Here is a 26109-nt window from a genome sequence, read left to right on the forward strand (position 1 = left end):
GGTTGGCCTTTTATTACTGATTGTCGGAACGTGCCAGAAAATGCGCACAGCCCGACAGTGCGGCATAATCGTCTTCGACCAGACGGACCGAGAAGGCGTTCAGGAAATCGCCGAACCGGCCCTTGTCGGTCATGGCGGCATCAAACCCGCACCGGTCAAACCAAGGGGCCACTGCGCGGGACATGCCACCGATCAGGTAGATGCCACCAAAGGGCAGAAGGGTCAGGGCCAGATCGCCTGTCACACTGCCCAAGGCGGTGACGAAGGCCCCTATGGCACGCACCGCCACTGGGTCGTCAGCGTCGGCGGCGGCAAAAATCTCGGCGGCGGTGGCGGTCTTGTTGTCCCCCGATCTGGCCGACGCCCAGGCATAGCACCGCTCCAACCCGCGGCCGGACAAGATGTCCTCGACCCCGACATGGCCAAGTTGTGCCTCAAGAAACTGCGACAGATCCCATTGGTCCGCGCCCCGTGCGGCGAATGTCAGATGTCCGGCCTCGGAGGGGGGCACGAACCGTCCTTTGGCGGTCTGAAACACCGGGGCGCAGTTGAACCCGGTGCCAACGCCGATCACCAGCATCGCGGCATTCGGGTTCTCGTCCGCGCCCTGTTTCAGCGTGACAAGATTTTCGTCGGCAATATGCCCAAGCGCGTGGCCTTGTGCTTGCAGATCGTTCATCACCGCGCCGCGATCTGCGCCTGACAGCTTGGCCAGCGTGTCTTTGTCGATTTCCCAGTTCAGATTGGTCAACCGCCCCGCGCCGTCCTTGACTGGTCCCGCGATGGCAACCGCTGCCCGTTTGCAGGGGGGGGTGCCTTGACCCGCCAGATAGGCGGCCAAAAGCTGCGAAAGCCCGGCATAGTCGGCGTTGCGGTGCTTGACGATGCTGTCGGTCAATAGTTCCGTGCCGCAGGCGAGGGCGACGCGGGTATTGGTGCCGCCAACATCGGCGACAAGCGAAAATGAGGTCATGGGCGCGACAAGGCCTTTCTGAGTGCATGATAGGACGCCTTTGGCGTGCGCTCGAGTGTTTCGAAATCGACATGGACCAGCCCGAAGCGCGGCGCATAGCCCAGGGCCCATTCATAATTGTCCAGAAGCGACCAGGTAAAGTAACCTTTTACCGGAATACCCTCTGTGATGGCGTCCTGCACGACGCCCATGTGAGCGGCCAGATAGGCAGTGCGGTCCGGGTCGTCGGTCGCATCACCCTTACGCTCGACCAGCCCGGCCATGCCGTTCTCGGTAACATAGATCGGCAGGTCGCCGGTGTATTCAGACGCGACCATGTTCAGGAAATGGGTGAGCCCTTCTGGGTAGACCTCCCACCCCATGGCGGTCTTGGGCAGGGGGCCGTCATGTTCGCGCGTTGCAGGCCACGGGGCGGACGGGTCTTCTGCCGGGCCGTAAATCTTGCGGGTGTAGTAGTTGACCCCGATCCAGTCGATGGGCGCGGTGATCGTCTGGAAGTCATGCGGCCATCCATCGGGCAGATGTGGCTCGATCCCTTCCAGCACCGCGTCGGGATAGGTGCCTTTGGTGATGCCCGACAGGAAGAACCGGTTATAGATCGCATCCTGCACCCGGGCGGCCTTTTGCGCGCCGGGGCTGTCATCTACGGGGGCGGCGTATTCCATATTGCAGACCGCCCCAAGGTTCGACATGCCCAAGCCACGCATCACCTCGATTGCGCGGCCATGGGCCAGAAGCACGTGGTGCATGGCGCGCGCCGTGGCGCGGATATCGCGCAGGCCGGGGGCGTGGTGGCCGTCAAAATGGCTGAGCCACGAGACACACCATGGCTCGTTTATCGGCGCGGCGGACCACACACGATCCCCGATACGGGACATGATGACCTCAGTGAAATCGGCAAACCAGTTCGCGATGTCGCGGTTGCGCCAGCCCCCCAGATCAGCCAAGGGCGATGGCAGTTCCCAATGATACAGCGTCGCGGCAGGCTTGATGCCGCGTTCCAGCATCCCATCGACCAGTCGGTCATAGAAATCCAATCCCGCCGCGTTGGGCGTGCCGCGCCCCTCTGGCAGCACCCGCGCCCAAGAGGTTGAGAAGCGGTAGACGTCGAACCCGGCGTCTTGCACAAGATCCAGATCCTCGGCCCAGCGATCCAGATGCCCACAGGCCACGGCCCCGTTTTCCGCCCCTGCCACATTGCCGGGCGTGGCGGCAAAATCGTCCCAATGCGTGCGCCCGGCACCGCCTTTGGAATGGCCTTCGATCTGATAGGCGGATGTGGCGGTGCCAAACAGAAAACCATTTGGAAAATCAGTGCGATGTGGCAGCATCTTGATCTCTTTCTAGTGTGGGTTCTACAGGTGTGGGCCGGATCAGCCAGCCTCTGCGTGCATCGGGGCGGCAGGGCCGGTCGACAGGCCCAATGTCAGGTCTGCCTCAAGCAGTATTTCACGGGGTGTATCGCACCGCTGCATGATGTCGATCAACATCTGTGCCGCTTTGCGCCCGGCATCCCGAACCGACGAGCGTGTGGCGGTGTAAACGGGGATGTCAGCGCCGTTTCGGAAATAGCTCAGATCATCATCATGGGTGATCAGCGACACATCGCGCCCCATGCGCAGCCCCAGTTCCTCGATCCCACGCCGAACACCGATGGCGGTGATCATGGAACTGACCAGAATGGCCGTGGGCGGATTGGGCTGGGCCAGAAGGGTGCGGGTCAAATCGTGTCCCTGTGCCTCGGTCATTTCGCCTGCGAACATCAGGTCCGGGTCGGGGGTGATCCCGCGCGCCGTCAACGCCGCCTCGTAACCTGCGCGGCGGCGGATCGCGAAATCCATATGTTCAAGCCCGTTGACCAGGGCGATACGCCGATGCCCCAGATCCAGCAGAAACTCTGTTGCCCGCTGAAAGGCGCGCTTGTTGTTCACATCCACCCAGGCATAGGCCGCGTCCGTGTTGGAGCTGCGCCCATGCACGACATAGGGCAGCCCTAACGCGTTCAAAAGTGGTATGCGCGGGTCGTTCAGGGTGGGGGCGTGCAGGATGATGCCGTCCACATTCCGTTTGGTCAGGAAACTGCGATAGGCATCGTCTTCATCCGCATCCGGGACAACAGACAGCAACATGTCATATCCGTTGCGGGAATAGACCTCGCCCGCGCCGGCGATGAAGTCACCGAAGACGGGGTTTACCATTTCATGCTTCGAACTGATGGGGATCACATGACCGATGGCCATGGCGCGGCCAGTTGCAAGAGATCGGGCCCGCGTATTTGGCGCATAACCATGTTCGCGCGCCGCGGCTGCAACCCTTTTTCGCGTGGCTTCCGATACTTCCGGATACCCGTTCAACGCACGGCTGACGGTGGTGGGGGACAAGCCCAGAATATCCGAGAGTTCTTTCAGTGTCATCGTGGTCGCGCAGTGTTCCAAAGCGGTTTGAATATCGTCTACGTTACGCAGATGCGGCGACAGCGTCAAAGGAAGAATTACATTTAACATTGAAAATAAGGAATATCCGCCAAAATTGGTTTGCGCTAACAGCAATGTTGACAGGTGACGATTTCTGCGCGACTTTGAAGCATTCAAAGCGGTTTGGAGGAATGGCGAATCTGTTATCCAACGGTTTTGGTGAATTCATCAGGCGCAGCAGGCGCCGGGGTCGTTTGGACGGCTTCAAAACCTGGGAGGTCCATCTGGGCCATTGGGAGGAATAATGAAACACGTATTTTACGCAAGCGCGGCAGCGTTGGCGCTGACGGCTGGCATGGCGCATGCCGATGGTCATCTGAAATTCGCACCGGGCGAGGGCGCGTTCAGCTGGGACAGCTTCGAGGCCCTGAAATCCATGGATCTGTCGGGCGAGAAGATCTCGATCCTGGGTCCGTGGCTTGGCCCGGACAAAGAGCTGATTGAAAGCGTCATTTACTATTTCGAGGACGCGACTGGTGCGGATGTCGAATATTCGGGGTCAGACAGCTTCGAACAGCAGATCGTCATTGATACCGAGGCAGGCAGCCCGCCCAACATCGCCATTTTCCCGCAACCGGGTCTGGCGGCCGATCTGGCTTCGAAGGGCTTGTTGGCACCATTGCCTGCGGAAACCGCTGATTGGATACGTGACAACTATGCCGCTGGACAAAGCTGGGTTGATCTTGGCACCTATGCGGGCAGCGATGGGACCGAGGCGCTTTATGGCTTCTTCTACAAGGTCGATGTGAAGTCGCTGGTCTGGTATGTGCCGGAAAACTTCGAGGATGCGGGCTATGACGTGCCGCAGACGATGGAAGAACTGAAGGCGCTGACCGATCAGATCGTGGCCGATGGCGAAGTGCCATGGTGTATCGGTCTGGGGTCCGGCGGGGCGACGGGCTGGCCCGCGACCGACTGGGTCGAGGATATGATGCTGCGCATCAACACGCCCGAAGATTATGACGCCTGGACGACGAACGAGTTGCCCTTCGACGATCCCAAAGTGATCGCCGCGATCGAGGAATTCGGCGCGTTTGCGCGCAATGACGCCTATGTGTCCGGCGGGGCCGGTGCGGTTGCGACGACCGATTTCCGCGACAGCCCGCAGGGCCTGTTCGCCTCGCCGCCGCAATGTTACATGCACCGTCAGGCCAGCTTCATCCCGACCTTCTTCCCGGACGGCACCGAAGTGGGCGTTGATGCGGATTTCTTCTATTTCCCGGCCTATGCCGAAAAAGACCTTGGCAAACCCGTTCTGGGCGCAGGCACGGTCTGGGGTGTGACCAGCGATTCCAAAGGGGCGCAAGCCTTCATGGAATTCCTGAAATCTCCGATCGCGCATGAGATATGGATGGCCCAAAAAGGCTTCCTGACCCCGCATAAGGGCGTCAATACCGACGTCTACACCGATCCGACCGTGGCCAAGATGAACGATATCCTGCTGAATGCCGACACGTTCCGGTTTGATGGGTCGGACCTGATGCCTGGGGCCATCGGGACCGGTGTGTTCTGGACAGGCATGGTGGATTACGCGGGCGGCAAAGACGCCGCCGAAGTCGCTGCGTCCATCCAGGCCACCTGGGAGTCGATCAAGTAATCATCTTCGATCGTCGCCCCGGCACCTGAACCGGTGCCGGGGCAACCACTTTACGCACCGCTGGGCGGTGGAAGGAGGGGGCTATGGACCAGTTGCTTTTCGCGGTTTCGACCATCATCGTGGGTGTCTTTGGCTGCGTCGCCTACTTCTATTTCTCGAACATTATTTTGGATCGGGTGTATCCGGCTTCAGGCCCGAACGCAGGGGCCAATATCAACAAGGCCAACGCGATCCGGCCATGGTTGTTCGTTTTTCCCGCACTGTTGGTTCTGGCGCTCTATCTGGTCTATCCGGTGTTCTCGACCTTCTTCCTGTCGATGCGTGACTCGCGCGGCGCATTTGTGGGGGCAGACAACTACACATGGCTGGCGGGGGATGACAAGTTCCGCGAAAGCCTTGGCAACAACCTGCTGTGGCTGGTCATCGTGCCCGCGGCGTCGACCTTTTTCGGGCTGGTTGCGGCCGGGCTGACCGACCGCATCAGATGGGGATCAATCGCGCAGAGCCTGATTTTCATGCCGATGGCGATCAGCTTCGTGGGTGCCTCGGTCATCTGGAAATTCATCTATGACTATCGCGGTGACAATCAGGGCGAACAGATCGGTCTGCTGAACGCGATTGTCGAAGCGTTGGGCGGCACAGCGCAGACCTGGATCACGCTGCCGTTCTGGAACAATATCTTCCTGATGATCATCCTGATCTGGATCCAGACGGGCTTTGCCATGGTGATCCTGTCGGCGGCCCTGAAGGGCATCAGCGAAGAGACCATCGAAGCGGCCTATTTGGACGGCGCAACCGCATTACAGATCTTTTTCAAGATCAAGATCCCGCAAATATGGGGCACGATTGCGGTGGTCTGGACCACGATCACCGTCACCGTCCTGAAAGTGTTCGACATCGTCTTTGCCATGACCAACGGCCAGTGGGGCACGCAGGTTCTGGCCAACCTCATGTATGACTGGATGTTCCGCGGAACCCCGGATTTCGGGCGCGGGTCAGCGATTGTCATGGTGATCATGCTGCTGGTGACGCCGGTCATGGTCTGGAACATATCAAACGCCCATAAGGAGACCCGCTGATGGAAATGGCTGGCACACGATCCCGTCTGACATGGGCGGTCAACCTTTCGGTTGGGTTTCTGGTCCTGCTGTGGATTATCCCGACCTTCGGCCTTCTGGTCAGTTCGTTTCGGGATCGAGACGCGATCTCGACCTCGGGTTGGTGGACGGCTTTGTCTGCTTCGGAGCAGAATGTCATCGTGCGCGCGGATGCGCCGGACAATGCGGTTCAGGAGGGCACCGTCTGGGTCGTGTCGGGCAATGTGTTCGACAGCGGTGCTGGTGATGTCACCGCTTTCGGCATCACCTCGCGCGAGCCCGAGGCCTTTGCCCCCGGCGAGGTCGCGACTCACGCAAGCGGCCAGCAGATAACGGTCGAGTCCAATGGCGACTATCGTATCACCTATGCCGAGCAACCGTCGGGCAATCGCGGACAGCGCCTGTTTGTGCGCGCCGAAAGCCCACCTGGCTTCACGCTGGACAATTACCGGGAGGTGTTGTTTGCCGAAGGCATGGGCAAGGCGCTTCTGAACACGCTGACGGTCACGATCCCCGCGACGATCATCCCGATCCTTGTCGCAGCCTTCGCCGCCTATGCGCTCGCGTGGATGGAAATGCCGGGACGCGCGCTGTTGATCGCGGGCATCGTGGGCTTGCTGGTTGTGCCCTTGCAGGTCGCGTTCATCCCGCTTCTCAAACTCCACAACACCGTCGGGATCGGAAAGGGATATATCGGCATCTGGTTGGCCCATACCGGGTTCGGATTGCCATTGGCGGTGTTCCTGCTTCGAAACTATATGGCCGGGCTGCCGGGCGAGATCATCGAAAGTGCGCGCGTAGATGGCGCCTCTGATTTTGCAATCTTCCGCAAGATCATCCTGCCGCTCAGCTTTCCGGCGTTGGCCTCGTTTGCGATCTTCCAATTCCTGTGGGTCTGGAATGACCTGCTGGTGGCCAAGGTGTTCTTGGGAACCGGCGAGGATCAGGTTGTGATGACCGGGCGCATCGTCGACCTTCTTGGGTCGCGCGGCGGGGATTGGGAAATCCTTGCGGCCTCGGCCTTCGTTTCGATTGCGGTGCCAATTGCCGTCTTCTTCTCGCTGCAACGTTATCTTGTGCGCGGCCTGTTGGCCGGCTCGGTCAAAGGGGGCTGAGACATGAATGCTACTGTCGCGAAATGCGATTTGACCTATCTGGACAAACGGGCTGACTGGTGGCGCGGCGCGGTGATCTATCAGATCTATCCGCGCAGCTTTCAGGATGACAGCGGCGATGGGGTCGGGGATCTGCGTGGGATCACGCGCCGCTTGCCCTATATCGCCAGCCTGGGCGTCGATGCGATCTGGATCTCGCCCTTCTTCACCTCGCCGATGAAGGATTTCGGCTATGACGTGTCCGATTATCGCGACGTGGATCCGATGTTCGGCACGCTTTCTGATTTCGATACGCTGGTTCAAACCGCGCATGGGCTGGGTCTGAAAATTATGATCGACCTTGTGTTGAGCCACAGCTCGGACCAGCACCCGTGGTTTGTCGAAAGCCGTGCGGATCGCGACAATGATAAAGCCAACTGGTATGTCTGGTCCGACGCCAATCCGGACGGAACGCCGCCCACCAACTGGTTGTCGATCTTTGGCGGCTCGGCCTGGACGTGGGACGCGCGGCGCTGCCAGTATTACATGCACAACTTCCTTGTGTCACAGCCCGACCTGAATTTCCACGAACCCGCCGTGCAAGAGGCATTGCTGGACGTGGCGCGCTTCTGGCTGGAACGTGGTGTGGATGGCTTTCGGCTGGATACGATCAATTTCTATACCCATGATGCCAAGCTGCGCGACAACCCCCCGCTGCCACCTGAAAAACGCAACGCTTCGATCGCGCCTGCGGTGAACCCCTATAACCATCAGGAACACCTTTACGACAAAAACCGTCCCGAAACGCTGGACTTCCTGCGCAAGCTGCGCGCGGCGATGGACCCCTATGGTGCCGCCGCCGTGGGCGAAGTTGGCGATGCCCAACGCGGGCTGGAAATCATGGGCGAATACACTGCCGGGGACGATCTGGTGCAGATGTGCTACGCGTTCGAGCTGCTGTCGGGCGATCGTCCGGATGCGGCCAGCATTGCCGATCTGATGGATCATGTCGCGCGAGTGGCCAAGGATGGCTGGGCGTGCTGGGCCTATTCCAACCATGACGTGATGCGTCATGCAAGCCGCTGGAACCTGACCGAAGACGCACAAAAACTGTTTGCGACGCTTCTGATGTGCCTGCGCGGTTCGGCCTGTATCTATCAGGGTGAGGAACTGGGGCTGACCGAGGCAGAGCTGTCCTTTGATGATCTGCAAGACCCTTACGGGGTCGAGTTCTGGCCCGAGTTCAAGGGCCGCGATGGGTGCCGCACGCCCATGGTTTGGGAGGCGTCGAACAGTCAGGGCGGCTTTACAACAGCCGTCAAGCCGTGGCTTCCGGTCGCGCCCGAACATCTGCGCCATGCGGTGGCTGTGGCCGAGCAGGATGAGACATCTCTGCTGCATCATTACCGCCATGTCATCGCTTTGAGAAACGCCCATCCCGCGCTGGCACACGGGGTGATGGAGGCACTGCTGATCGACGGCAGTGCCCTGAGCTTTTTACGCCGGACCGAAGATCAAACGCTGTGGTGTGCGTTCAACCTCAGTGACGAAGATCAGGCCGTCACGATGCCGGACGGCAATTGGTGCGTGGTGGATGGTGCGGAAACCGCCGTGACGGGTGGGGCGTCTTGCGTTCTGGGTGCGTGGCAGTCGTTGGTGATGAAACCCGAGGGGGACAAGTAAATGGCCGATCTGAAACTGACGGATGTCGTGAAGACCTACGGCAATGTAAACGTTCTGGGGGACATCAACCTCGACATCAAGACCGGTGAACTGGTCGTATTCGTCGGCCCCTCGGGCTGCGGCAAGTCCACGCTTCTGCGCATGATTGCAGGGCTTGAAAAGATCACCGATGGCACGCTGACCATCGACGGCCAGGTGGTCAATGACGTGCCGCCCAGCCAGCGGGGGATCGCGATGGTGTTTCAATCCTATGCGCTTTATCCGCACATGACTGTGCGCGATAACATGGCATTTGCCCTGAATATCGCCAAGAAACCGAAGGCCGAGATAAACGCGGCGGTCGATAAAGCCGCCAAGGCCTTGCAGTTGGAACCCTATCTGGACCGTCTGCCCAAGGCATTGTCGGGTGGGCAACGTCAGCGGGTGGCCATCGGACGGGCGATCGTGCGCGACCCCAAGGTCTATCTGTTCGATGAACCGCTCTCGAACCTCGATGCAGCTTTGCGTGTCGCGACAAGGATCGAGATTTCGCAGCTGAAAGAGGCGATGCCCGACAGCACGATGATCTATGTGACCCATGATCAGGTCGAAGCGATGACGCTGGCCGACCGTATCGTGGTGCTGGCCAATAAAGGCATCGCGCAGGTCGGCAGCCCGCTGGAGCTTTACGAACGTCCCCGCACCGAGTTCGTGGCGCAGTTCATCGGCTCGCCCGCCATGAACCTGCTGCCCGGCAAGATCACCGCAACCGGCGCACAGACCGAGGTGACGCTGGACGCAGGCGGCGTGGCGCGCACCGATATTGCTACGACCGAGGCCGATATGGGCAAGCAGGTCAATCTTGGCATCCGGCCCGAGGATTTCGTGCAGACAGACGGTGACGCGATTTTCACCGGCAGGGTCGAGATCGTCGAGGCGCTGGGCGAGGTCACATTGCTTTATATCCCTTCGGAAATGTCGGTGGGCGAGGGGGCGGATAGCGCCAATCAAACCCACCTGATCGCCAAGGTGCCCGGCATCCATGCTGATCTGAAGAACAAGACGGTGAAGCTGACCGCCGACCCGTCGAAGCTGCAAATTTTCCATGACGGCGTGACGATGCGGGGATGACCCTTTCGCCTGTCCGCACGCGGCCACGTCTTGCCCATCCGCGCCCCTGTTGATATTGCGGGGGCAGGTTTTCGGACAAGGGACGCACCGATGCGGGCAGAGGCTCAGAACAACGTTGACGCAATCGAAAAATCCCTGGCGCTGTTGCGTCAGCGGATCGGTTGGGACACGGCGGAACATCGGTTGGAGGAATTCAACGCGATGACCGAAGACCCGGATCTGTGGAACGACCCGGACCGCGCGCAAAAGCTGATGCGTGAGCGGCAGGGGCTTCTGGATTCTGTCAACAGTTACAAAGCTATGGCGCAGGATCTTCAGGACAATATCGACCTGATCGAACTGGGCGAAATGGAGGAGGATGCCGAGGTTGTCGCGGATGCCGAAGCCGCGCTGGCCAAGCTGACCAAGAAAGCCGCCGCCGCCGAGCTTGAGGCGCTGCTGGACGGCGAAGCGGATGCGAACGACACGTTTCTTGAGATCAATGCAGGTGCCGGCGGCACGGAAAGCTGCGACTGGGCGTCAATGCTGGCGCGCATGTATGTCCGCTGGGCGGAAAAGCAGGGCTATAAGGTCGAATTGCAATCCGAAACCTCGGGCGATGAGGCGGGGATCAAATCAGCAGCCTATAAGATTTCCGGGCACAATGCCTATGGTTGGCTGAAATCGGAAAGCGGTGTGCATCGTCTGGTGCGTATTTCGCCCTATGACTCGGCGGCCAAGCGGCACACCTCCTTCAGCTCGGTCTGGGTCTATCCGGTGGTGGACGACAATATCGAGATCGAGGTGAACCCATCCGACATCCGCATCGACACCTATCGGTCGTCCGGTGCGGGTGGGCAGCACGTGAACACGACCGATTCTGCGGTGCGGATCACCCACATCCCGACCGGCATTGTGACCACCAGTTCGGTAAAGTCTCAGCACCAGAACCGCGATATCGCCATGAAGGCCCTGAAGTCGCGATTGTACCAAATGGAGCTGGACAAGCGGAACGAAGCGATCAACGCCGCCCATGAAAACAAGGGTGATGCGGGGTGGGGCAACCAGATCCGGTCTTATGTCTTGCAGCCTTACCAGATGGTGAAAGACCTGCGCACCGGGCACGAAACCTCGGACACCAAGGGCGTGCTTGATGGTGATCTGGATGCGTTCATGGCCGCCGTTCTGGCGCAGGATGTGGCGGGCAAATCGCGGGCCGAGGCCAACGCGGACGAATGATCAGCCGTCGATCCGCGCGGCCATGATCGCAATCGCCTGCTGATAAACGGTTGCCGCATTCCATTGCCGGATCACTTTGAAATTGGTCTGACCTTCCTGATAGCCTTTGCCCGGTTTCCAGCCCTTTTTGCGCAGGAAATTCGCGGTCGAGGCCAGCGCATCGGCAAGGTTGTAAAGATCGACCCGACCATCGCCGGAGGCATCCACGCCGTAATTATAGGCATTGCCTGGCAAGAACTGCGTGTGGCCCAATTCACCGTGTTTCGCGCCGCGTGTGTTGGCCGTGATCGTTCCCCGATCCACCAGTTTCAGCGCCCCAATGGCATGGGGGGTGAAAAACTGCGGGCGGCGGCAATCATAGGCCAGCGTGGTGATCGCGGACACCACCGGCGTATCACCCATAAAGCCGCCAAACCCGGTCTCCATCCCGTGGATGGCCAACAAGACACCGGCAGGCACGCCATAGGCTTTTTCAAGCGCCTGGTAGAAACCCGGATTGCGCGCCTTGCGTTTGCGGCCTTGGGCCACAATCGTGTCGGCTCCACGCACCTGCATGAATTTTGACAGTGAGTATTTGAAAGATTTCTGATTGCGATCAGCGCGGATGGTCGAGCTTGAATATTGCGCGGCGGCCAGCGCCTGTAACCCACGCTGTCCAACCCCTGCCGCCTTGGCGTCCTTGGCAAATGCGGCCTTCCAGCTTTCGAACCCGCTGGCGTTATTGCCGCAGGTGGCACCAATGGCCATGCCAGTGCCCAATGTGAAGATAAATCCGGCTGAGGTAAGCGTTCTGAAAATAGACATGAAGAAAATCCTTCGTTCGGTTCTTTCAATAGTATGATTTTTACCTTGTTGGTAAAGGCTTTGCTTGCGTGATGCTGGTGCTGAACAGTGCGATGTGGGGGGAACCCGACGTTTAACACATTCAGAAACTTGACGGATCGTGCGCTAGTCGCAACACTCATTCCACGCGCGAAAGCAGAATAACCACAGGCGCATGGAGGTGATATGTCTGACTCAACTCATTTGGAGGCCTCTGCGCCGCCGAATATCGAAATCATCGGCTTCAAAGATGTCATTGCGGCGTTGAAAGCGGGGATGCGGGACTTTTCGCGTGCACCAGCCTTTGGACTGTTTTTCGCAGGTTTCTATGTGATCATGGGGATCGTGATATATCTTCAGCTGGACGTTCTGGACCAAAGCTACTGGATCATTCCGGTTGCCCTGGGGTTTCCACTGCTGGCCCCGTTCCTTGCGGTTGGTCTGTACGAGGTCAGCCGGCGCTTGGAGACCGGAGAACCACTGGACTGGGCACAGGTGCTGGGGGTCGTGTTCAATCAGAAAGATCGGCAGTTTCCGTCCATTGCCATGGTGATCATCATGATCTTCATGTTCTGGGTGTTCGTGGCCCATCTGGTGTTCGCGATCTTCATGGGGCTGGAGCCTCTGACCAATATCACCTCGAACTGGCAGGATGCGCTTTTGAACCGAAACGGCATCACGATGATGGTGGTGGGCACGGCGGTCGGAGCGGTGCTGGCGTTCTGTCTGTTTTCGTTGACCGTGACCAGCCTGCCGCTGCTTCTGGACCGCGAGTTGGATTTCATCACCGCGATGATCTTTTCTTTCCAGTCCGTGCTGCAAAATCTGGTGCCGATGGTGGGTTGGGGGCTTATGATTTCGGGTCTCATGCTGCTTGGGATGTTGCCGTTTTTCCTTGGCTTGTTCGTGGTGCTGCCGGTTCTGGGTCATGCCACGTGGCATCTTTATCGTCGCGTCATGAGCTTCGAGGATTAAGCGGATCGTCAAACGCCCTCGTTAGACAATGCGCACAAAATTGAAGGCCGCCCATTGGGCGGCCTTGTCGGGTCCACAGTAGAAACCAGATCAGCTGTTGCCTGATTTCGGCGTTGCCGGAGCTTGCGGTGCGGGTTTTGCGCCACCCAAAGGATCGTCCTGACGTTGCACGGAGCCTTCGAAATGTGCACCGCTTTCGATGGCGATGGTCTTGTGGATGATGTCGCCTTCCACACGGGCCGATGAGGTCAGGCGCACTTTCAAACCGCGCAGACGGCCAATGATGCGACCATTGATCACAACGTCATCGCCGATGACTTCACCCTTGACGGTGGCGGTTTCGCCAATGGTCAATTGATGGGCGCGAATGTCACCTTCGACGGTGCCTTCAACCAGAATGTCACCTGTCGACTTGATATCGCCCTTGATGACAAGGTCCGAGGACAGGGTGGATACCGGCGGCTTGACTTTTGCGGCTGCCGATGATGGTGCGGGTGGAACGGCCGGGGCAGAGGAAGTTGGCTTGTCAGCCTTTGCCTCGGTTTTGGTTTCCTTGTCACCGGTTTTGGGGCCGGGTTCATTGATCCTGCTTTTAGAGAACATCTTTTGCTGCCTTGATATAGACCATCGGGTTGATGGGCTTGCCACCGACGCGCACCTCATAGTGAAGATGCGGTCCGGTTGATCGCCCGGAGTTTCCAATATCACCAATTCTATCCCCGCGCGAGACCCTTTGTCCCTTTTGTACATTTAAGCGCGATTGATGGGCATAACGCGTCTCGATACCAAACTCGTGCTGGATCTTGACAAGCCGCCCGTAGCCTGAACTCCAGCCGGCGCTGATCACGACGCCGTCCGCAGGGGCATAGATCGGGGTGCCTATAGGGGCCGCGAAATCCGTGCCATTGTGCATACGGCCCCAACGCGATCCAAAGCCCGAGGTAAAACGGAACCCATCTTTCACCGGCATCCCAAATGGCATCTTCTGCGCGGCGATGCGATACAGGTTCATCTTGTCCAATTCGCTCAGGATATTGTTGGCGCGTTCTGCATCCGGGTCGGGGCCTTGACCACGTGTCGACAGGATCATCGGCGTCAGCGGACCACCCTGACCGGAATAGCCACGACGGACCTGATCAAGGATACGATCGACCGACATGCCTGACTTGGCGAACATTTTGTCCAGCGGTTCCAGCGAGATCGTCACGGCGTCCTCAAGCTGGCGGAAAATCTGATCGTTACGCTCGTCACGCAAGCGGGCCTCGTACAGCATGTTCTGAGCAAACTGTTCGGCTTCCACGGCATTCTGCGCGACAAGGTCACGCTCGGCGGCGGTGCGCGACAGCTCGGATGTCAGAAAGGCAAGCGTCGTATCGGCTTGAACGGGGGCTGCACCAGGCCGACCTGTGGCCTGATCCTCCTTGGCCTCGGCCAGCATAGTTTCAAGGCTATCTTTGGCGTCATCACGCTCACCCATCGTGCGACGCAATGTGGATTGGATCACCCCGATGCCCGTCTCGAACTCCTTGCGGCGCTCTTCCGATGCCAACAATTCGCTTTGCATCTCGGAAATCTCGCCAAGCGCGAGGTTGAACCGTTCCTGCGCGGCGGCGGCTTCGGCGGCGCGGGCGTCGCGTTCTTCGGACAGGGTTTGCAGACGTTGCTCATACAGTCGTTTATCGCGCTGCGCCTGATCGCGCATGTTGCCGGAACCGATGGAATCCATCAGCAATACAGCGGTGGCAATAATTGACCAGGCAATGAACGCGGCTGAGCCAGTCCAGCCAAGTGCCTGCGTCAACGGAGACAACCGGATAAACCGCGTGCCCGTTTCGGACCGCAGGAACAACCGCTGTTCCGGGAATACGCGTTCTAGTAGGTGGTTAACCTTATACATCAAGCTGATATGCAAGTCTGAAGCCCCGAATTCATCCCTTTGATCCCTTGTCTGCGGGCAGTCCAGCTTCTCGTGGCGACCCCCCTCAGACCCGAGGTGATTAACGCGGGTGATACATTCACGCAAGGAATTTTGAAATTCCTCAACAATTGTCGTGGTTTCGAGCGAGATTTTGCCGACGGGTGCCGGATCAGCGATGCGGATCAGTCTGGCGTGCCGCGTGATTGGGTTGCGGTTCTTTCGGCCAGAGGCCAGTAAAAATCAGGTGGCAATCCTGCTTCGGCGCGCTTTTCTTCGTTAAAGGGCGGCTTCAGTGCACCGCGGAAATAGGTGCGCACAAGGCCGTGAAATGTCTCTTTCGGGTCCAGCTCGTGACGCCCGCAGAGAAAGTGGAACCATTTCGATCCATAGGCGACATGACCAACCTCTTCGGCATAGATCACCTTGAGGGCGGCCACCGTGTCGTCCAGTTTGGCGTTGCGAAAAACCTCGATCATGCCCGGTGTGACATCCAGCCCGCGTGCCTCAAGCACCATGGGGACGACGGCGAGCCGCCCCAGAAGATCGCCCGCTGTATCCTCGGCGGCGCGCCACATGCCAGCATGGGCGGCCAGCGCGCCATAGTGACTTCCCAATGCTTCAAGACAATCGCTTACAAGATTGAAATGTTTTGCTTCTTCGTCCGCTGCGTTCACCCAATCGTCATAGTAACCCAGCGGCATCGGCGTGTCGGTGAACCGCGCGATGATGTCCCAATGCAGATCGACCGCGTTCAGTTCGATATGCGCGACAGCGTGCAAAAGCGCGATCTGACCCTCGCGGCTGCCGGGGCGGCGGCGGGGCACGTCGCGCGGGTCTTTCAACTCGGGCCTGTCAGGGCGGGCGGGGAAATCAGGCGGTGTGGCCGCCCCAATGATCTGATCGCGGTTGGTCAGCGGTGCGATGATCGCACCGGCTTGGCGCGCCGCGAACCATTCGGCTGCGTGTTTGCGCGCCAGCGCGGTCTTTTCGCGTCCGTCTGCCGTACGCAACACCGCATCTGCCATTTCGGCCAATGGGCGGGACAGGCCCGTCATTGATTGACCAATGCCCGCGTGGCCGCCAGAACCTCGTCCGCATGGCCTTTTACCTTTACCTTGTCCCAGACCTGCACAATCTTGCGGTCAGGCCCGATCAAAAACGTGGCGCGGGTGATGCCCATATACGTGCGACCATAGTTCTTTTTCTCACCCCAGGTGCCGTAGCGTTCACAGACATCACTGTCGGCATCCGACAGAAGCGGCACGCTGAGCTCCTGCTTGGTGCGAAAGTTCTCGTGCTTTTTCAGGCTGTCTTTCGAAACACCGAAAACCTTCGTGCCAAGCGCCCGAAATTCGGGCAGAAGGGCCGAGAAATCAAGCGCCTCGGTGGTGCAGCCGGGCGTGTTGTCCTTTGGATAGAAATACAGCACCACCGGCGCCGGGGCGAGTTGTGACAATGCCACGGGCGCTCCGCCATCCTGTGGCAGCGTGAAATCCGGCGCAATATCGCCTGCCTTCAGCATGTTATCCGTCATTCTCTTGGCATTCCCTGTGCTGTGTCACTAGTGTTTCCCGAACTTTCCTTCTATGCCGTTTCGCATCAGGATGAAAGGCACGAGGCCGCGCGGCCAAAGGGCATCTGGGCGATCTGCATGGACAAAGACGACAAGCCAACGGGACAAGAGGACGCCGACGAGGTGCGCCCCGTCCGTGATGGTGACATGTCGTCCAAGCATGTTGACCCGGTCGAACCGGATGCCGAGGATGAATTGTCGGTTGATCGGGCCGGTGAAAGCGTGACAGACGGCGGTGCCTCGAATGACCGCGAGACGGATGAGAGCGACCAGGACGACGCCCCGGAAAATGCCCCCCCGGCGCAGGACGAGTTGGCTGCCCCCGATGAGACAGAGGCGGATTCAGCAGCCTTGGTCGCCACCGCCCGGTTCCCGCGTCGGCGCAAGGCCAAAGGGTTGGAGAAACACGAGGTTCCCCCTGAATTGAGGGCGCGTCGTCGCAAACGGCTGAAATGGCATTTCGGCATCTGGTCTTTCGTGATGATTGCCTTGGCGGCGCTGTTTCTGGCGCTCTTGTCAATGTCGGTGACGGGGCATGTCTTTGTCCTGCCGAAATGGGCAACCGAACGGATTGAACAGAAGATCAACAGTCAGACAAATCGTGTGAAACTATCCCTGTCTCAGGTCGAACTGGGCGTGACACGGTTGGGTCTGCCACGATTGCGGCTGGTCGATCTTGGTGTGCGGGATGAAACCGGGTTGGAGATCGGGCGGTTGAACGCGGTCGAAGGGTCGCTGTTGTTGCGGCCTGTCCTGTCTGGCCGGGTCGAGCCTGCCAGCCTGTCCTTGCGCGGCGCACAGATCACCATTCGGCGCAGTCGGGACGGTTCATTTGACCTGAGCCTGGGTCAGGGGATCGGAGCGAGCGGCGATCTGGCATCGGTTCTCGATCGCATCGACACCGTGTTCACAACCGGCATATTGGCCAAGTCCGAACGCATAACAGCTTCGAACCTGACCATCACGCTCGAGGACGCGCGGACGGGGCGTTTGTGGCAAGTGACCGATGGAGCCCTGACCATCAGCCAAACCGCGCAAGAAGTTGATATGACGCTGTCTTTCGACGTGTTCAACCAAACCGAGGAGCTGGCCGAAACGGTGCTTGGCTTCCGATCGGTCAAGGGCAGTTCCGCGGCGCGTCTGACCGCGACGTTCAAGAATGCACGTGCGCGTGACATTGCGGCGCAGACCCCGTTGCTGACATTTCTGGGACTGGTCGACGCCCCGATTTCCGGGGCGCTGCGAACCGTGATTGACGAAACCGGGCAGGTGTCAGGGCTGGCGGGCACCCTGGAATTTGGCGCGGGCAGCCTGTCGCCGGATCCAGCGGCCAAGCCCGTGGAGTTCACCGGCGGCAAAGTCTATCTGGATTATGACCCGGAGCGCGAGCGCATGAATTTCGCGCAAGCCTCGCTGCAATCTGACTGGGGCGAGATACAAGCCGACGGGCATTCCTATTTGCGCGGATGGTCCGGGGGCTGGCCGACTGAATTGCTGGGGCAGTTGAATGTCACCCATGCACGGATCAGCCCGCCGGATGTGTTTGAAAGCCCGCTGACGCTCGGGCAGGGGTCGGCTGATTTCCGGCTGAGCCTCAATCCGTTCCGGGTTGATGTGGGGCAGTTTGCGATTACCCATGATGGCGCGCTGGCGACGGGCACTGCGCGGATCGGCATCGGCTCTGAAGGTTGGTCGGTGGCGATCGACGCTGCCGCCGATCAGATCAGCCCCGAACAGGTCACGGCCTTCTGGCCGTTGACCAACGGCCAGCGCACTCGCATCTGGGCGCGGGACAACGTGACCAAGGGGCGGTTTACCGATGTATCCGTTGCCTGGCGGAAAGAGCAGGGCATCCCGGCGCACACGGCGCTGAGCGCGGCCTTTGACGGCGTGACCGTGCGGGCGGTCAAGGAAATGGTGCCCATCGAGAACGCGTCGGGCCAGTTTACCATTGATGGGCGGCGCCTTGTGGTCACGGCAGATCATGGCGTGCTGCGCCCGCTGGATCGGTCGGGAAAGGTTGTCGGTGTGTTGGATGCTGCTGGCACCAGTTTTGTGATCCCGCAGATGGCGCGGCGACCCGAAGACCCCTCGGCGCCCCGTCCGCCGGTGCCTGCCTGGGTGGATCTGTCTGTCACCGGCCCGCTGAAAGCTGCGCTGCATTTGCTGGATGACAAACCGTTTCGCATTTTCCGTCAGAACCCTGAAGGAGCAATTGGACCGGATATGGCCAGCGGACGCGTTGCGCTTGGCGGGCGGATCGACATTGCGATGCAGCCCAAGGTGCCCCGCAGCGCCATCGACTATCGCCTGGCAGGCACACTGAGCACCGTCAAAAGCGACACCATCGTAAGCGGGCGGCTGCTGGAATTGCCCCATGCCGATCTGGCCGTCAGCACGGAAGGCGTCAGTATCAGCGGGAAGGGCCGGTTGTCAGGTGTGCCTGTTACCGGAACGTGGGCGCAAACCTTCGAAGCGGGAGCGTCATCGGGCCGTTCGACCGTTACTGGCGAGATGACGTTGGATCAGGCCTCTCTTGATGCGTTCTCGATCGGGCTGCCAAAGGGTAGCGTGACCGGATCGACGACAGGGAATTATGAGATTGCCCTTGCGCGTGGTGAAGCCCCACGCATTTCGCTAGAGGCATCTCTGGGCGGTGTTGGTCTCAGCATTTCGGCACTTGGTTGGTCGAAGTCGCAAGGGAGCAAAGGATCGCTGAGCCTGTCTGGCAAGCTGGGGTCGGCCCCTTTGATCGAAGAGCTCAAGTTGCGCGCGCCGGGACTTGACGCCAATGGCAGCGTCATCATGGCCGAAGGCGGTGGGCTGGTCGCCGCGCAGTTCGACCGGGTGACGTTGGGCGGATGGTTGGATGCACCCGTGACCTTGACCGGGCGTGGCGCGGGGCAGCCGGTGTCAGTCACGGTCAAAGGCGGGACCGTGGACATGCGCAAGGCCACATTGGGGTCCGGCAAAGGCGGCGGTGCCGGCGGGCCGCCTGTGCCCATTTCGCTTCTGCTGGACAGGCTCATCATATCGAAAGGGATTACAATCACCGGGTTCGATGGCGATTTCACCCAGACAGGCGGTGGGTTGAACGGCACGTTTCGCGGCCAGATTGGCGGTGGACCAACGATCAGTGGCACCGCCGCACCCCAACCCAAAGGCACGGCGTTTCGGCTGACCAGCAAGGATGCAGGGGGTGTTCTGCGGGCCGCGGGAGTCCTGAAATCTGCCCGAAACGGCGATATGGAGTTGATCCTGGCCCCCGGCGGCAGCAAGGGCGTTTATGACGGCAATCTGAAGATCAAGAACATTGATGTGCATGATGCGCCCGCAATGGCCGAACTGTTGTCGGCGATTTCCGTGGTTGGCCTGTTACAGCAGTTGGGAGGGCAAGGCATTCCCTTCACCGACGTGGATGCGCGGTTCCGGTTGGACCCCGACAAGGTCACGGTTTACGAAGGGTCTGCGACAGGCCATTCCATGGGCATTTCGATGGACGGGTATTACTTCCTTGGGTCGGGGCAAATGGACATGCAGGGCGTGATCTCGCCGTTCTATCTGGTGAACTCGGCCGGGCGCATTTTCGCGCGCAAGGGCGAAGGGCTGGTGGGGTTCAACTATACCCTCAAAGGCACCGCGTCTGACCCCAAGGTGGGGGTCAATCCGCTGTCCTTGTTCACACCGGGCTTTTTCCGCGACATTTTCCGCCGCAACCCGCCACCGCGACCGCAAGCAGAATGATCGGCCCGCGATCCGTAGGAACCCGTTGACGCGGACGGACAAGCCGCCTACACGCGCCGCCATGAAGCTGAGTGATTTCGATTTCAATCTTCCAGACGCGTTGATCGCGACGCGCCCTGTGCGGCCGCGCACGGCAAGCCGTTTGCTGGTGGCAACGCCGGATCAGATCACCGATGCCCATGTCAGCGATCTGACCCGTTGGCTGAGCCCCGGCGACCGGCTGGTTCTGAACGACACGAAGGTCATTCCCGGTCGGCTGTTCGGCACCCGCACACGGGCCGGGCAAGCCCCGGGTGAAGGGGTCGCCAAGATCGAGGTGACGTTGTTGTCGCCAGACAGCGCCGGACAATGGCACGTGATGGCGAAACCTCTGCGCAAGCTGCGCGACGGGGATGTCATCATCTTTTCGGATGATCTGTGCGCCCAATTCGTCGGGCGGGACGGCGAACAGGCGGTGATCTGCTTCAACCTTGAAGGCGCGGCGTTCGACGCCGCGCTCGCCGCCGCGGGGAACATGCCGCTGCCGCCCTATATCGCCGCGAAACGCGCGGCGGATGCGCAGGACAACGAAGACTATCAGACGGTGTTTGCCCGCCACTCGGGTGCGGTGGCTGCGCCGACCGCGTCGCTTCATTTCGACGATGGATTGCTTGACCGAATTGCTGCGATGGGCGTCGGGCTGACCCATGTCACGCTGCATGTGGGGGCGGGGACGTTTCTGCCCGTGAAAGTTGATGACATTGCACAGCACAAGATGCACGCGGAATGGGGCCGGGTCAGTACGGTCGCCGCGCATGAGATCGAGGCGACCGTCGCAGCCGGGGGCCGGATCATTCCGGTCGGCACCACCGCGCTGCGCCTGATCGAAAGCGCAGCGACAGCACCGGGCAAGATCCGCCCCTGGCAGGGGGACACGGACATCTTCATCACGCCCGGCTTTCGGTTCAACATCACCGATGGGCTGATGACCAATTTCCACCTGCCGAAATCAACCTTGATGATGCTGGTGTCGGCGCTGATGGGAACAGACAGGATGCGTGCGGTCTATGATCACGCCATCGCGCACCGCTATCGCTTCTTTTCTTACGGCGACAGTTCACTGCTTCTGCCCAATCAGCCATAAAGGCAAAGTCGGGCCGGTGCCGGACGCTCACATGTCGCGAAATGTCGGTGGTCTGACACAACGGCTTGCTAAACTGACCATAACGCAAACAGGAGATCTCCATGCTACAAGTCTTGTCGAGCTCTTGGGCGCTGCTTCTTGGTATGATGCTGCTTATGGTGGGCAACGGTGTGCAGGGCACGCTGTTGGGGATTCGGGGCGGGCTTGAGGGGTTTTCGACATTCGAGCTATCGCTCGTAATGTCGGGTTACTTCGCGGGCTTCCTGTTTGGGTCGCGCATGGCACCGATCATGATCCGCAGGGTGGGCCATGTGCGCGTCTTTGCGGCGCTTGGTTCGTTTATCTCGGCGGTGTTGATCCTGTATCCCACCTTTACCGACCCATGGGCCTGGACCGCTTTGCGCGTGATCGTCGGCTTCTGTTTCTCGGGCGTGTATGTCACGGCGGAAAGCTGGCTGAACAACGCGGCTGACAATGAAAACCGTGGCAAGGCGCTGTCGCTTTACATGTTCGTGCAGATGGTGGGCATTATCGCCGCGCAGGGCCTTCTGGTGATCGGCGATCCCGGCGGGTTCATCCTGTTCATCCTGCCCTCGGTGCTTGTTTCGATTGCCTTTGCGCCCATTCTTTTGTCGGTGAATCCAACCCCGGCCTTTGAAACGACAAAGGGGCTGAGCCTGCGGGAACTCTTCCATATCTCGCCCATGGGCTGCGTGGGATTCATGCTATTGGGGGGCGTGTTTGCCGCCCAATTCGGCATGGCGTCGGTCTTTGGCCAGCAGGTTGGCCTGACGGTGGGACAAATTTCGGCCTTCGTGTCGGCGCTCTATATTGGCGGGTTGGTGCTGCAATATCCCATCGGCTGGATTTCAGACCGGATGGACCGGCGTGTGCTGATCCTGATTGTCACTGCAATTGCCGCCGCGGCGGCTATGTTGCCGGTTGTGTTTGGCACCCGATACGAGCTTCTTCTGCTGGCTGCGTTCTTCCTTGGTGGGATGACGAACCCGCTTTATGCGCTTCTGCTGGCCTATGTGAATGACTTCCTTGAACCTGACGACATGCCTGCCGCCTCGGCTGGTCTGATCTTTATCAACGGGATGGGTGCGATTGCCGGTCCTGTGGTCACAGGTTGGGTCATGGGGGTGATGGGACCGCTTGGGTTCTTCGGCTATATGGCGCTTTTGTTGGTGGGTTTCCTGATCTATGGCCTGTGGCGCATGACCCAACGGTCCGGTCCGGCACCCAAAGACACGGGTGCCTACATGACCATGTCGCCAGCCGCCTCGCCGGTCGCTGTGGATATGGCACAAGAGGTCTGGGCCGATGAGGCGGAAGAGGACGAGTAGCCTTCCACCTGCGTCCAGCCTTGAACTGCTTCCCACACCCGTTAGGGTAAAGAAAACGGGAGGCGCAACCATGAGTGAACCGCACGAGATCATCACGTTCTGGATCGACGAGGTTGGACCGAAGGGCTGGTATGAAGCGTCGGACAAGCTGGACAACACGATCCGTAAACGGTTCATGGCAGATTACGAGGCTGCGCGGGATGGCACATTGGATGGCTGGCGCGATACCCCGCAGGGGGCATTGGCGTTCCTGATCCTGACGGATCAGTTCCCGCGCAACATGTTTCGTGGCGATGCGCGATCTTTTGCGACCGATCCGGCGGCACGGACCTGCGCGGATCATGCAATCGCTCGCGGGTTGGACATGCAGATACAAATACCCGACCGGCAGTTCTTTTACCTTCCCTTCATGCACAGCGAAGCAATGGAAGACCAGGACCGCTGCATCGCGCTAATGGCCGAACGGATGGCTGACACGCCGGGGCAGGGCGACACGCTGCACGCGCGCGTCCATCGAGCGATCATTGAACGCTTTGGACGCTTTCCTTACCGCAACGACGTGTTGGGGCGCGACACAACGGACGAAGAACGCGTATTTATCGAAGACGGCGGATACACCGCGCTTCGCAAGAAGTTCGAAGTTAGGGAAGGAAAAGCATAAGCGTCGTGGGGGGGGGTCATACGACCATCCCCTGAAGGTCTCAACTGTGCCGGGTTTCGCCCAGCGACTAGCGGGTCTTCCCTAGCGTCATTGATCCGTTGAACTAAATAGTTTAGTGCCAAACTATCTTGAAGATGAGGAGGAGTCCCCATGGCGGGAAAGGCTTTTGATACGGTTGTGGTTGGCGCTGGACCCGGTGGTTACGTGGCGGCAATTCGCGCGGCCCAGCTGGGCCAGAATGTTGCCATTGTCGAACGCGAGCATCTGGGCGGCATCTGCCTGAACTGGGGCTGTATCCCGACCAAGGCGCTGTTGCGCTCGGCCGAGGTGTTTCATTTGATGCACCGTGCCAAGGAGTTTGGTCTGTCTGCGGGCAAGATCGACTATGACCTGCCCGCCATCGTAAAGCGTTCGCGCGGTGTGGCCGCGCAACTGTCTGGCGGCATTGGTCATCTGATGAAGAAAAACAAGGTGACGGTCTTCATGGGTGAGGCCTCGATCCCCGCCAAGGGCAAGGTCTCGGTCAAGACCGATAAAGGCACCGAGGAACTGACCGCCAAGAACATCGTTCTGGCCACGGGCGCGCGCGCCCGCGAATTGTCGGGGCTGGAAGCTGACGGCGATCTGGTCTGGACCTATAAGCACGCGTTGAACCCGCCGCGTATGCCGAAAAAGCTGCTGGTGATCGGATCGGGTGCCATTGGCATCGAATTTGCCAGTTTCTTCAACACTCTGGGCGCGGATACGACTGTCGTCGAGGTGATGGACCGCGTGTTGCCCGTCGAAGACGCAGAGATTTCCGCGTTCGCCAAGAAGTCCTTCGTCAAGCAAGGCATGAAGATCATGGAGAAAGCCATGGTCAAACAGTTGGACCGCGCGCCTTCCAAATCCGGGGGCGGCAAGGTCACGGCCCATATCGAGGTCGGCGGCAAGGTTGAGAAACATGATTTCGACACCGTCATTTCCGCCGTCGGCATCGTCGGCAACGTGGAAGGGCTGGGGCTGGAAGCGTTGGGCGTCAAGATCGACCGCACCCATGTAGTTACGGACGCGCATTGCCGCACGGGTGTGGACGGCCTTTATGCGATCGGCGATATCGCCGGGGCGCCGTGGCTTGCCCACAAGGCCAGCCACGAAGGTGTGATGGTGGCCGAACTGATCGCGGGCTTGCACGCCCACCCGGTGAAACCAGAAAGCATCCCCGGCTGCACCTATTGCCACCCGCAGGTCGCCAGCGTCGGTCTGTCGGAAGCGAAGGCGAAAGAGCAGGGGTATGAGGTCAAGGTCGGCCGCTTCCCCTTCATCGGCAACGGCAAGGCCATCGCCATGGGCGACCCCGAAGGCATGGTCAAAACCATCTTTGACACCAAAACCGGCGAGCTTCTGGGCGCTCATATGGTTGGCCCGGAAGTGACCGAGATGATCCAGGGCTACGCGGTCGGCAAAACGCTGGAAACCACTGAAGAAGAGTTGATGCACACGGTCTTCCCGCACCCGACAATCTCGGAAAGCATGCACGAAGCGGTGCTGGACGCCTATGACCGCGTCATTCACATGTAAGGCAGAAAGGCCGGGTCATTGCCCGGCCTTTTTGCATCGTGCTTGGGTGGTCTGGCAGGCCTGACTGCCTGTTAGCCCAGCACCTCATCCAGTTTGGCAAGGATCGCGGACCAACCGCCATTGTGGTTGTCGCGGCTTTCTTCGGACGGGAAGCGGATGTGATGCAGACGCAGGTCGGTGCCTCCGTCTTTCGGTGTCAGATCCAGCGTGACGATCGATTCTTCGGCGGTGCTAGCAGGCGATTCCCAAGTGAATTGCAGCCGCTTGGCGCGATCAATGATCCTGTATTCACCTTCATGTGGCAAATCGCCTGCTTCCGGCACCCGCATGATGATGCTGAAACGCCCCCCGACCGTGGCATTGACGCTTGCGTCAGGCACTGTGACGCCCGCACCGGGGATCATGAATTTCACGAGCATCTTCGGGTCCAGCCACGCATCGAACACGCGTTCAGGCGGGTAGGGGATGTGGCGGGTGATTTCGAGGGATAGATCAGTCATTGTCGTCCTCCTTCAAGGCAGCTTCGAGGGCATCCAGCCGCAGCGCCCAGATCGAACGCAATTCGGCAAACCAGTGATCGATGGCGGAAAGCGGCCCCATCTGCACTTCGATCAAGTGCTCGCGCCATTCGGTGCGCCGGGTCGCCAGTCCACAGGCTTCAAGCACTTTGATGTGCTTTGAGACCGAGTTCAGGCTGATGTCAAAATGACGCGCGATGTCTGTGACGCGCATTGGACCTTCTTGTGCCAGCAAAGTCAGGATCGCACGGCGATTGACGTCCGATGCTGCCTTGAGAACGGCGCTGAGGTGGTCCATGTCATTTCGTTCAACCATATGGGTGAATAACACCTGCGACGGAATCAGTCAACCATAGGGGTGAATGAAGGGGCGCAACTGGCAAACGATAACCTCGGGCGACAGCATTGCACGGCCCATTTTTCTCAAGCCCATCATGGTTCCAAAATGTCTTGCTGCTATCCCGATGGGAAATTGATCTGGGACATTGATATCGCAGTATTCAGATCAACGGCTGAGTCGAATGATAATTCAATAAACAGAATCTGTGACGACAGCGGATGAGCGGTGATTGCAGATGTTCCGCAAATGTTCTAACTTTCCGATTGTCCCGCCGCGCGGT

Annotated in this window: 22 protein-coding genes; 12 read left to right on the forward strand and 10 right to left on the reverse strand. The window is 59.5% G+C overall.

The genetic code is table 11. The features are described from left to right. Positions 1 to 13: 13 nt before the first annotated feature. The 3 genes from BMY55_RS07845 to BMY55_RS07855 are packed head-to-tail and all read right to left on the reverse strand — an operon-like array spanning position 14 to position 3387. A complete protein-coding gene (locus tag BMY55_RS07845) occupies positions 14 to 973 on the reverse strand; it encodes a glucokinase (protein ID WP_091429701.1) in 960 nt (319 codons plus the stop codon). Next, entirely contained in the window at positions 970 to 2304 is a 1335-nt protein-coding gene (locus tag BMY55_RS07850; RefSeq protein ID WP_091429703.1) for a GH1 family beta-glucosidase, read from the reverse strand. The genes BMY55_RS07845 and BMY55_RS07850 overlap by 4 nt, the downstream gene beginning before the upstream one ends. Before the next feature lie 42 nt (positions 2305 to 2346). Further along, entirely contained in the window at positions 2347 to 3387 is a 1041-nt protein-coding gene (locus tag BMY55_RS07855; RefSeq protein WP_091432185.1) for a LacI family DNA-binding transcriptional regulator, read from the reverse strand. A gap of 304 nt (positions 3388 to 3691) precedes the next feature. Here BMY55_RS07855 and BMY55_RS07860 point away from each other — a divergent pair, with 304 nt between their 5' ends. From BMY55_RS07860 to prfB, 6 genes are all read left to right on the forward strand, one after another. Further along, a complete protein-coding gene (locus BMY55_RS07860) occupies positions 3692 to 5044 on the forward strand; it encodes an ABC transporter substrate-binding protein (protein WP_091429704.1) in 1353 nt (450 codons plus the stop codon). An 83-nt stretch (positions 5045 to 5127) separates the two neighbouring features. Then, the gene (locus tag BMY55_RS07865) at positions 5128 to 6123 is read left to right on the forward strand and encodes a carbohydrate ABC transporter permease (protein WP_091429706.1); all 996 of its coding nucleotides are present in this window, start codon (positions 5128 to 5130) and stop codon (positions 6121 to 6123) included. Then, the gene (locus BMY55_RS07870; protein ID WP_091429708.1) at positions 6120 to 7256 is read left to right on the forward strand and encodes a carbohydrate ABC transporter permease; all 1137 of its coding nucleotides are present in this window, start codon (positions 6120 to 6122) and stop codon (positions 7254 to 7256) included. Before BMY55_RS07865 ends, BMY55_RS07870 begins: the two co-directional genes overlap by 4 nt. 3 nt (positions 7257 to 7259) lie before the next feature. Then, on the forward strand, positions 7260 to 8918 hold the full coding sequence (locus tag BMY55_RS07875) for an alpha-amylase family glycosyl hydrolase (RefSeq protein WP_091429710.1): 1659 nt from the start codon (positions 7260 to 7262) through the stop codon (positions 8916 to 8918). Next, on the forward strand, positions 8919 to 10028 hold the full coding sequence (locus tag BMY55_RS07880; RefSeq protein ID WP_091429712.1) for an ABC transporter ATP-binding protein: 1110 nt from the start codon (positions 8919 to 8921) through the stop codon (positions 10026 to 10028). A gap of 90 nt (positions 10029 to 10118) precedes the next feature. Beyond that, positions 10119 to 11246: a peptide chain release factor 2 gene (prfB, locus tag BMY55_RS07885; RefSeq protein WP_091429714.1), complete on the forward strand. Its 1128-nt coding sequence runs from the start codon at positions 10119 to 10121 to the stop codon at positions 11244 to 11246. Here prfB and BMY55_RS07890 read toward each other — a convergent pair whose 3' ends face one another. Continuing rightward, positions 11247 to 11993, reverse strand: coding sequence for a lytic murein transglycosylase (locus tag BMY55_RS07890; protein WP_177179379.1), 747 nt, complete (start codon positions 11991 to 11993; stop codon positions 11247 to 11249). A 261-nt stretch (positions 11994 to 12254) separates the two neighbouring features. On the opposite strand from BMY55_RS07890, the gene BMY55_RS07895 reads away from it, so the two are divergent. Next, a complete protein-coding gene (locus BMY55_RS07895) occupies positions 12255 to 13043 on the forward strand; it encodes a DUF2189 domain-containing protein (protein WP_091429718.1) in 789 nt (262 codons plus the stop codon). A 90-nt stretch (positions 13044 to 13133) separates the two neighbouring features. On the opposite strand, the gene BMY55_RS07900 is transcribed toward BMY55_RS07895, so the two are convergent. The 4 genes from BMY55_RS07900 to bcp form a co-directional block, all read right to left on the reverse strand. Then, positions 13134 to 13646, reverse strand: coding sequence for a bactofilin family protein (locus BMY55_RS07900; RefSeq protein ID WP_091429720.1), 513 nt, complete (start codon positions 13644 to 13646; stop codon positions 13134 to 13136). Then, positions 13636 to 14940, reverse strand: a complete 1305-nt coding sequence (locus BMY55_RS07905; RefSeq protein ID WP_091429721.1) for a M23 family metallopeptidase — start codon at positions 14938 to 14940, stop codon at positions 13636 to 13638. The genes BMY55_RS07900 and BMY55_RS07905 overlap by 11 nt, the downstream gene beginning before the upstream one ends. A 203-nt stretch (positions 14941 to 15143) precedes the next feature. After that, positions 15144 to 16016, reverse strand: a complete 873-nt coding sequence (locus BMY55_RS07910) for a ferritin-like domain-containing protein (protein ID WP_091429723.1) — start codon at positions 16014 to 16016, stop codon at positions 15144 to 15146. Next, the gene (bcp, locus tag BMY55_RS07915) at positions 16013 to 16495 is read right to left on the reverse strand and encodes a thioredoxin-dependent thiol peroxidase (protein ID WP_245744683.1); all 483 of its coding nucleotides are present in this window, start codon (positions 16493 to 16495) and stop codon (positions 16013 to 16015) included. The genes BMY55_RS07910 and bcp overlap by 4 nt, the downstream gene beginning before the upstream one ends. 117 nt (positions 16496 to 16612) lie before the next feature. On the opposite strand from bcp, the gene BMY55_RS07920 reads away from it, so the two are divergent. The 5 genes from BMY55_RS07920 (at position 16613) to lpdA (ending at position 24971) form a co-directional block, all read left to right on the forward strand. Next, positions 16613 to 20278, forward strand: coding sequence for an AsmA-like C-terminal region-containing protein (locus BMY55_RS07920; protein WP_143064307.1), 3666 nt, complete (start codon positions 16613 to 16615; stop codon positions 20276 to 20278). A gap of 61 nt (positions 20279 to 20339) precedes the next feature. Then, complete coding sequence (gene queA, locus BMY55_RS07925; protein ID WP_091429728.1) at positions 20340 to 21401, forward strand: tRNA preQ1(34) S-adenosylmethionine ribosyltransferase-isomerase QueA; 1062 nt, start codon at positions 20340 to 20342, stop codon at positions 21399 to 21401. 101 nt (positions 21402 to 21502) lie between these two features. After that, a complete protein-coding gene (locus tag BMY55_RS07930) occupies positions 21503 to 22750 on the forward strand; it encodes an MFS transporter (protein WP_091429730.1) in 1248 nt (415 codons plus the stop codon). A 70-nt stretch (positions 22751 to 22820) separates the two neighbouring features. Further along, positions 22821 to 23411, forward strand: coding sequence for a DUF924 family protein (locus BMY55_RS07935; protein ID WP_091429732.1), 591 nt, complete (start codon positions 22821 to 22823; stop codon positions 23409 to 23411). 150 nt (positions 23412 to 23561) lie between these two features. Continuing rightward, on the forward strand, positions 23562 to 24971 hold the full coding sequence (gene lpdA / locus BMY55_RS07940) for a dihydrolipoyl dehydrogenase (RefSeq protein ID WP_091429734.1): 1410 nt from the start codon (positions 23562 to 23564) through the stop codon (positions 24969 to 24971). Positions 24972 to 25042: 71 nt separating this feature from the next. Here the strand turns inward: lpdA and BMY55_RS07945 are convergent, their stop codons facing one another. Beyond that, complete coding sequence (locus tag BMY55_RS07945; protein WP_091429736.1) at positions 25043 to 25471, reverse strand: SRPBCC family protein; 429 nt, start codon at positions 25469 to 25471, stop codon at positions 25043 to 25045. Next, entirely contained in the window at positions 25464 to 25787 is a 324-nt protein-coding gene (locus BMY55_RS07950) for an ArsR/SmtB family transcription factor (RefSeq protein WP_245744684.1), read from the reverse strand. Before BMY55_RS07950 ends, BMY55_RS07945 begins: the two co-directional genes overlap by 8 nt. Positions 25788 to 26109: the final 322 nt, after the last annotated feature.

Origin of the sequence: Aliiroseovarius sediminilitoris, assembly GCF_900109955.1 — a bacterium.
GTDB classification, from domain to species: Bacteria; Pseudomonadota; Alphaproteobacteria; order Rhodobacterales; family Rhodobacteraceae; genus Aliiroseovarius; species Aliiroseovarius sediminilitoris.